The 7,307-nt window shown below is 31.3% G+C and carries 10 protein-coding genes; 1 reads left to right on the top strand and 9 read right to left on the bottom strand.

Features of this window, described 5'->3' with window-relative positions; genetic code table 11:
- The 9 genes from AC1DRF_RS13015 to AC1DRF_RS12975 all read right to left on the bottom strand — a co-directional run.
- Positions 1-1,210, bottom strand: a 1,210-nt coding sequence (locus AC1DRF_RS13015; RefSeq protein WP_477740883.1) for an ATP-dependent nuclease, incomplete at its 3' end; no start/stop codon positions are given.
- 113 nt (positions 1,211-1,323) lie between these two features.
- On the bottom strand, positions 1,324-2,028 hold the full coding sequence (locus tag AC1DRF_RS13010) for a hypothetical protein (protein WP_251470147.1): 705 nt from the start codon (positions 2,026-2,028) through the stop codon (positions 1,324-1,326).
- 61 nt (positions 2,029-2,089) lie between these two features.
- Positions 2,090-2,749, bottom strand: a complete 660-nt coding sequence (locus AC1DRF_RS13005) for a hypothetical protein (RefSeq protein WP_251470145.1) — start codon at positions 2,747-2,749, stop codon at positions 2,090-2,092.
- Positions 2,749-2,982, bottom strand: coding sequence for a hypothetical protein (locus AC1DRF_RS13000; RefSeq protein WP_116740650.1), 234 nt, complete (start codon positions 2,980-2,982; stop codon positions 2,749-2,751). The genes AC1DRF_RS13005 and AC1DRF_RS13000 overlap by 1 nt, the downstream gene beginning before the upstream one ends.
- Positions 2,983-3,022: 40 nt before the next feature.
- Entirely contained in the window at positions 3,023-3,544 is a 522-nt protein-coding gene (locus tag AC1DRF_RS12995) for a phBC6A51 family helix-turn-helix protein (protein ID WP_145960408.1), read from the bottom strand.
- A 10-nt stretch (positions 3,545-3,554) separates the two neighbouring features.
- On the bottom strand, positions 3,555-3,956 hold the full coding sequence (locus AC1DRF_RS12990) for a hypothetical protein (protein WP_116740654.1): 402 nt from the start codon (positions 3,954-3,956) through the stop codon (positions 3,555-3,557).
- Positions 3,956-4,213 carry a helix-turn-helix transcriptional regulator gene (locus AC1DRF_RS12985; protein WP_116740656.1) on the bottom strand — a complete coding sequence of 86 codons (258 nt, stop codon included), beginning with the start codon at positions 4,211-4,213 and terminating at the stop codon, positions 3,956-3,958. Before AC1DRF_RS12985 ends, AC1DRF_RS12990 begins: the two co-directional genes overlap by 1 nt.
- A 230-nt stretch (positions 4,214-4,443) precedes the next feature.
- A complete protein-coding gene (locus AC1DRF_RS12980; RefSeq protein WP_116740658.1) occupies positions 4,444-5,001 on the bottom strand; it encodes a DUF4352 domain-containing protein in 558 nt (185 codons plus the stop codon).
- Positions 5,002-5,522: 521 nt separating this feature from the next.
- On the bottom strand, positions 5,523-5,795 hold the full coding sequence (locus AC1DRF_RS12975; protein WP_477740882.1) for a hypothetical protein: 273 nt from the start codon (positions 5,793-5,795) through the stop codon (positions 5,523-5,525).
- 994 nt (positions 5,796-6,789) lie between these two features.
- Here AC1DRF_RS12975 and AC1DRF_RS12970 point away from each other — a divergent pair.
- Positions 6,790-7,307, top strand: a 518-nt coding sequence (locus tag AC1DRF_RS12970; protein WP_477740881.1) for a DEAD/DEAH box helicase family protein, incomplete at its 3' end; no start/stop codon positions are given.

Raw genomic sequence — 7,307 nt, 5'->3', positions numbered from 1 at the left:
ATTCATTTCCTGTACCGCCCATTTTTAAAACCCTATAATTATAACCTATCTGCTTCATTCCAAAATGACTTAAAATTTGAGGGATAACCGCTTCTTCTGTTTCTCCTTCCACAAACAAAACTTTATCTGATAAAGCAAAGTCACTATTGCTTACTCCTATATTATTAAGTACTTCTTGAATGTTCACCAACTCCGTAAATCTACTCGACCCGTCCTCTTTATCAACCAGAAAAATATTTTTTTCAAACGAATAATTAATCAGAATTGGTGAGTGAGTAGTTAACAAGTATTGATGATGATTAGTTTCATCTATGATATCGTAAATTGCTTTTTCTGCCGATGGATGTAAAAAGACATGTGGTTCATCGAATAATACTACACTATTCTTCTGAGTAAAAAGTACACATAAAAGTAAAAGTACATGTGTAAAACCACTTCCACAATTATGTAAGGGTATTGCTTTTTCTTGTCCATCAAATTTCAAGCTAATATAAGTTATACCATGTCCATCTATAGGGGTACCAATAGCTGTTACATCATTAAAAATTTTTTTAAAAACACTTGTTATTTGGTCAAAAAGCAATTCTTCATTGTTATGCAAAGTGTATAAAAAAGCATTTAGGTTGTTACCATCTATGCTTAGCCTATTACTTAGTTCTGTGGATTGTTCCTTTGGAACATGCCTAGTTCCATTAATAAAAACTATTGATTTATTTAGTAAAGATAAAAGGCTACTTATGAATTGCGGTCTACCGCTAAAAGTTACTCCGCCGCCATTCAAATTACTAAAGCTATAGGAGGGGTGACCCTTTGTTATATTTTTATAAATTGTTTTATATTCCTCATTATAACTACCGATAAAGACCTGAACCTCATCTATACAAGAAGCATTAGCTGAATTACTATAGGATACCTTTACTTTTAATCTATCCATTCCATAAATTGAATATTGTTGTTCCATACGATTATTGAGAAATTTCGATTCTTCTTCATTAATAAATATCTCTAATTCAATACATGTGTCAGCTATTAATGAACCTGAGAATTCATCAATTAATTCACTATTAGAGATATTATATATCGCCTCTATTAAAGCCGTCTTTCCAGTATTATTCTTACCTGCAAAAATGTTTATTCTGTCATTTAATTTAAGCCTGCCAGTTTCCTTTATACTTTTATAATTCATTAAGTTAACACTCAATATTTTCATATTCACACATTCTTTCTAAATATTAGTAAATACATTATACATAATTTTTAGAATATTAATCCATAAAAAAAAGACCCTGTACAGAAAGAATTAACTAACTGTTCAGGGTAACCTCATAGATATGGAATTTTACCAATTAATGCTTCATTTACTACCTCATTTTCAATCACTAAATTATCAAGGCTTACAGGCACATTCTCTGTTAGTAATGTGAGAGAATCCGTCATTGTTCCTTTATAAGTAAAGTTGTAACTCTCAAAAGTTTCTTTTAATAAACGTTCTGTCTCCAATACGTTCTTATACTCATATCCGATAGACTGCACGCTTTTCAAATAAGCTTGCTTTTGCTTTTGTATTTTAACAGATTTCATTTTGATTTCTTCAGCTAATGATTCCGTGTACTTTTCTTTTAAATTATCAATTTCAGAAACAATTCTAATTACACTATCTTGTTTGTATTGAATGACTTGATTCAGCCGTTCAGTAATCTTGTTTAAAGAGTTTTCAAGTGGTAAAACTTCTTGGTGCTGTTTTTCAAGTTCTTCTTCTGATAATAAACCTTGTTGATGCTTAATATTCATCTGAAGTAACTTTTGATAAGCCTGTTCATACTTCCATAGTGCCTTATTATGTAATTTCTGTATCTCCGCTATTTTCTCATCATAGGCTTTCGTAACTTGCCCTAGTTCCATCTTTAATAGTTCAACTCTCTTTATAACCTTATTAACTTTTCTTTCCTTTACTTTTCTAACTTTCTTATATTTTTTAAAGAATCCTGCTAGTGATTCTGTCACCTTCTTAAACAAGTTTTGCTTCATTACAAATCCTCCTAAAATTAAAAATGCTGGCACCAATTAAAGCACCAGCGAATAATTTCTGTTATTTAATTGCTTCTAATATCATTGTGCTATAGGTTCCTCTGTTAAATGCTTGAGTAACTTCTTCTCTAGTTACGTCGATTCCAGGTGTTCTACTATAAGTATCTTCAAAAAATCTATTTGCTGTAGCAAATCCAGCAGTATGATTATAAGCTAATAACCCTAAATCAACTTTTAAATCTCCTATTTTGCGATTAAACTTGTAAGTAGCAGTCATTTCTTTTTGTGCTTCATGCATGAACTTTAGATAATCAACTTTTGCTTGAAAAATACGTTTACGATGAACTGCAATATTACGGTTATCTTCTTTACGATAATCATCTTCAATTTCTTTCACTTGCTGGTATAGCTTATATAGTTCTTTTTTCTTCAGATCTTCCATATCAGCACTTTTACCTTCAGCTACTGCAAGGAGTTTCTTTTTATTATCTAGTTTATTCTTTGCTTCCTGATAGGTTTCAAGAACAATTTGGTCAAGAACATACATTGTATATAACTCTTGCACCTCTTTTTCTTCTTCTTGAATTTCTTGTTTCAACATTTTAGCTTCACCTAGTGCCTTTTGTAATGCAATTTCAAACTTGTCTTTCACTTCCTCTACTTTCTTAAACAGTTCTTCCATTTGTTGCACTGCTGTTTGCTTTTCTTTAGCCTTCGCCATTATTCAACACCTCCATTTACTTTAATAAATAAATCCTGTACAACCTTTGAGAGTAGATCAACTTTCTCTTCAACAGAGAGGTTTTCAACGTCTTTTTCATCTACAGTTTGTTGATCTGCTTCTGTATCAGCCTTCAGTTCTTCAGAACCTTTAGTTTCAACATTCCCTTTCTGTTCTTCCTGTTCTCGTAATTCGTTATATCCAGTAATTAAATTTAATAATGGATTCGCCATTATAAATCACCCTTTCAAATTGTGTAGTTTAATCAATTAATCAAAAATTGAACTTTTCATCTAGTTCACGTTCTTCTTCAGATGTAAGAGGTTTAGTTAATTTTGTAATCAAGTACGCCTTCTTTTCTTCTAAAGTTGTTTCAGGTCTGTTATTYACAGAAGCAACGCCTTTGTTTAGCCCTAGCTTTTCTGCTTGCATTCTTGCCTCTGCTTCAAATACATAGCTGAATGTTTCCATGAAAATCTTTAATTCATTGGCTGATACTTTTTCCTTATCAGCTAAACCCATAATTTTAGATTTCATCTTTCTAACAGCCTGTAATTCATCCTCAGGCAGCAATACATCTGATAGATTATTGATATAATCGTTATATTCAGGACTATCCGTCCATTTATACCATGTCTTTGTACTAATACTATTCTTCTTGCAAAAATCATTAATTGTAAAACCTTCCTGTAAACGTTCAGATACATAAGCCTTTGCCAGTGCAACTTGTCTTGGATTGATACTACCTGGAACTTCTACATCATGAATCGTTTTTTCTTCACACATCTTCTTCACCTTTTCTTTATTAAATTGAAATAGCTTCCGTTTTATAATGTTTAGTTTTTGATTGCCATTGGTTAATGACTGCCTGTGTGTAAAAGGTATATAAATCTGTATCTAACATTTTTTGAATGAGTTTCTTACACGCTTTTTGGTTAACTCGTTGCTTATTTAATTCTCTTTCCAGTGTTTTCATATCGACAAGTAATCTTGATTTATATTTCTTTGCACGTTTTTCGTAAGATGAATAATGCATTTTGTAGCCTTCGCTTGTATATTTCACTTCAAACAAAAATGCTGTATTTTTAAGACCCTGAATGGTCTCTGCAATCATCACATGGATAATTACCCTATTTTCTTTTAGACTTCCGTTTTCAATCATTGTTTTGATGTACTTTAAATTTTGTTTTATATTATCTGCATTCATTAAAGACCTTCCTTTCTAGTTACATGTTTTAATTTCCGGCTTTTAATTACTTCGTAAATTAGAGATAAATCTGATTCACTCCATCCTTTCAAATAAAAAATTTCATTTAATTGCCTAACTAAGGCAGGTGTAATAGTTCGTTCACCGGCTTCAATTCTTGAAATTAAACTTCTATCTACCCTTAACTTCTCAGCTAATTCGTTTTGTGTTAAATCTGTTAGCAATCGAATAAATTTAACTGACTCACTGGTTAACACTTCACCTTTTCACCCCTTTACATGGACAGTGTTAATATTTCAGTCACATTATGTGACTTTTAAACAAAAATAAAAAGGCACCGTTTAATTATCAGTGCCAAATTGTTAACTACCTTCCTATATATATAGTGTTTGAGGGACAGTAAAAGTAAGACAAACACTAAAATTTATACCTTGTTTATAAAAAAAAGACTACTGAAATTAATCAGTAGCCTAAATTATTAGTTCGCTTATTTCAATTTAATTGTTTCATAGTTACCACCGGAGAAACCGAACCCACTAGCAACCTGCAATTTGTATTCTTTAACGTCAGCCGGAATTTCAAAGACAACTTTTCCTTCTTTACTCATGTTCGGATTGATTTGTTCAAGGAAGAAACCAAGTCCATCTTCATTAACATAAGTATCAAGTTCAGCATCAGGATTATATTCAGTACCATCATCGGTTTTAATTCGTAGCATTGAAGAATCCATTGTTCTAGCTTTCTTTTCATGGTTAGTAACCTTTAAATCAACGACAACATATTTACCATCAGTTGTTTTATTTCCTAATACAGAAGATAATTCTGTTTTTTCTTCAACAGATACAACGTTGTAACCAAGATTTTTCACTTTCACATCTTGACCAACTGTATATTCTTTCTTTTGTTCTTGTTTTTTACTAGATGAATCAGTTCCACTTGTTTTATCAGATGAATCATCGCCACCACTTGCTACTATACTTATAACAACAATAATTGCAATAAGGCCGATAAATCCCAAACAGCCCATCTTGAAAAATTTCTTCATTGTATGATATTCCTCCTAATAATATGTAATTTAAACACCTATGTAATAGTGACATATAGACTAGTACATTTCAACCCTAAATAAACCTTGAAATCACCATATGCAGTAATCATTTCCTGTAATAAGGCATTTTAAGCATGTTAAGTTTGGAATGCATATTTTTGGAATACCCAGTTTGAGGGACAATGCCCCCTATCCACCCTTTACCCCCTTCCAAGATTTTCTACACATTTCATTTTGAATATTAATTTTCAATTGCAGAATCAGATACATTCATCACAATCAATCTTTATATTTTTATTTTCTTTTTGTTTCTTATAATTAATTGTGTTTTAGAAACACGAAACTTTTTATAATTAGTTTGTGAATTGAATCACAATTAAATGTGTTGTTATATCAATGACTTTAGTTTGTTAAAGTATATTATAATCGTGTAATAGTTTCGTGTTCCGTAATGGAATATGAAACACAGTAAAATCTTATAGAAAAATAAATAAAAACGACTGCTAAACACAATCGTCTCAAAGTTTCTCTTTCTTTTCTCTTTCTCGTCTTTCTATAAACTTAGCTATAATGATTAACAGAAACATAAACACTAGTCCTAGAAGAATCAGCATAATAGCCCCATTACCTTCACCGAATAGTTTCACGCCTATTTCACCTAAAAAAGTTAGGAACCCAAGGGGAATAGACAATAAATAAAACCAAATCGGTGAGGTAAGAAAAAGAAAAAATAATACAATCCACACTCCACAACCCCAATCATTACCTTTTAAATAATAATACTTACCCATCTGTTTACCACCTTTTTACTGATATACAAATTATACTATTTGTTTATTGTATATAGTCCGATGTTTTAACATTTATAATAGGTGATACTACTTCATTTCTTGTATATGGATGATAACTATATACACATATTGCTTCCGATAAGATAGATTATGTAAACTAACAACCCAGATAAAGTACTGATATATCAACGTTTATAGCCTTTTAACGTGAAAAGTACTTCTTTAATTTATACGCTATTTCATTCACACCAAGAATATGTAGATATATCAAGCATTCTAGCCGTTCTCTTCTCTTAGCAAATTATCTCGGAACAAAGTTGTATTAATGCAAAATGTATAAAATGAGAACTTAAAAAACACTGATCTCCTCCTTATTAAAGCATGAAAATAACTGGCTTTTCATTTTCTTTTCCATCCATCAGGTTCAATTCATGGACTTTTTAGCCTAAGTGACTACTCAAAACCAACTCTACTTGTTCACATTTTCGTCACATTTATCAACATAATGAATACAGTTATCCACAATACTGAGTTCCTTTATATAATTCCTGTAACAGATAACCGGTATAAAGTTCAAAACCTCCTTGTCGGGTAAACCACCCTCCAAGCATTTATTAAATAGAATAGTTATTTGCTTTAACTCTGACATATTAGCCTTTGTCAGCATTCCTTTCGAATTAATGTTCTTGTATAGGCTGGTGTGGTTTTCACCAGCTACGTTAGTAAAGCCTTACGATTAATTAACATATCTCCAAACATCTCCTTTTGATATATTCTCTTTTAAGGGCATACTCTCTCAGCCCTTGATACAACAGGGTTCTTGAATAGTTTCTGCACTTTTGCTGTGCAAAACTTTTAGCTAGGTGTATGTGTATTAGGTTATTAGAATGTATTTAAATAAGTTTGTAAAAAAGATGTCTGCTTTTACCTTATTTGTTGTTGATGGGTTGTAAGAGTAAATAACAATCCCGAATAAAAAAGAAAGGTGAAAGTAATGGCAGAAATAAAAAATACAGATATAACTATAGTTGATAGCATAATGGGTTCTGGAAAGACTAGCTGGGCAATTCAGCATATGGAAGAGGTTGATAAGGAATACCATTTTATTTATATCACACCGTTCCTATCAGAAGTAGAACGTGTAAAAACTTCAGTAAGTAGTAGAAGCTTTAAAGAACCCTTGAATAGAGGGAAAGGAAAGCTGGACAGCTTGAAAAAATTGATATTGGATGAACATGATATAGTGAGTACGCATGCTTTGTTTCAGAATGCTGATGAAGAAGTAATTGAACTCTTAAAGGTTAGCAACTACAAATTGATTCTTGACGAAGTGATGAATGTTGTAGAAGAATTTCCATTAAATAAAGATGATTTTAAACTGCTTTTGGATAGTAATATGGTTTTTATTGATGAAACTACTGGGATTATACATTGGAATGAATCAAGCAGCTATCAAAACACCAAATACAATGAGATAAAAGTTCTTTCAAAAAGTGAGAACCTCATCTATTT

The sequence above is a fragment of the Priestia sp. P5_B4 genome (assembly GCF_056400385.1).
Note: the sequence above shows the minus strand (reverse complement) of the source record. Positions and strands in the feature narration are given on the sequence as shown.

Excerpts from the sequence above, each read along its gene's own strand:
- AC1DRF_RS13005 (WP_251470145.1), bottom strand. The coding sequence starts at position 2,749 with ATGGCGAAGGCTAAAGAAAAGCAAACAGCAGTGCAACAAATGGAAGAA.
- AC1DRF_RS12980 (WP_116740658.1), bottom strand. The coding sequence starts at position 5,001 with ATGAAGAAATTTTTCAAGATGGGCTGTTTGGGATTTATCGGCCTTATT.
- AC1DRF_RS12975 (WP_477740882.1), bottom strand. The coding sequence starts at position 5,795 with ATGGGTAAGTATTATTATTTAAAAGGTAATGATTGGGGTTGTGGAGTG.
- AC1DRF_RS12990 (WP_116740654.1), bottom strand. The coding sequence starts at position 3,956 with ATGAATGCAGATAATATAAAACAAAATTTAAAGTACATCAAAACAATG.
- AC1DRF_RS13010 (WP_251470147.1), bottom strand. The coding sequence starts at position 2,028 with ATGAAGCAAAACTTGTTTAAGAAGGTGACAGAATCACTAGCAGGATTC.
- AC1DRF_RS13000 (WP_116740650.1), bottom strand. The coding sequence starts at position 2,982 with ATGGCGAATCCATTATTAAATTTAATTACTGGATATAACGAATTACGA.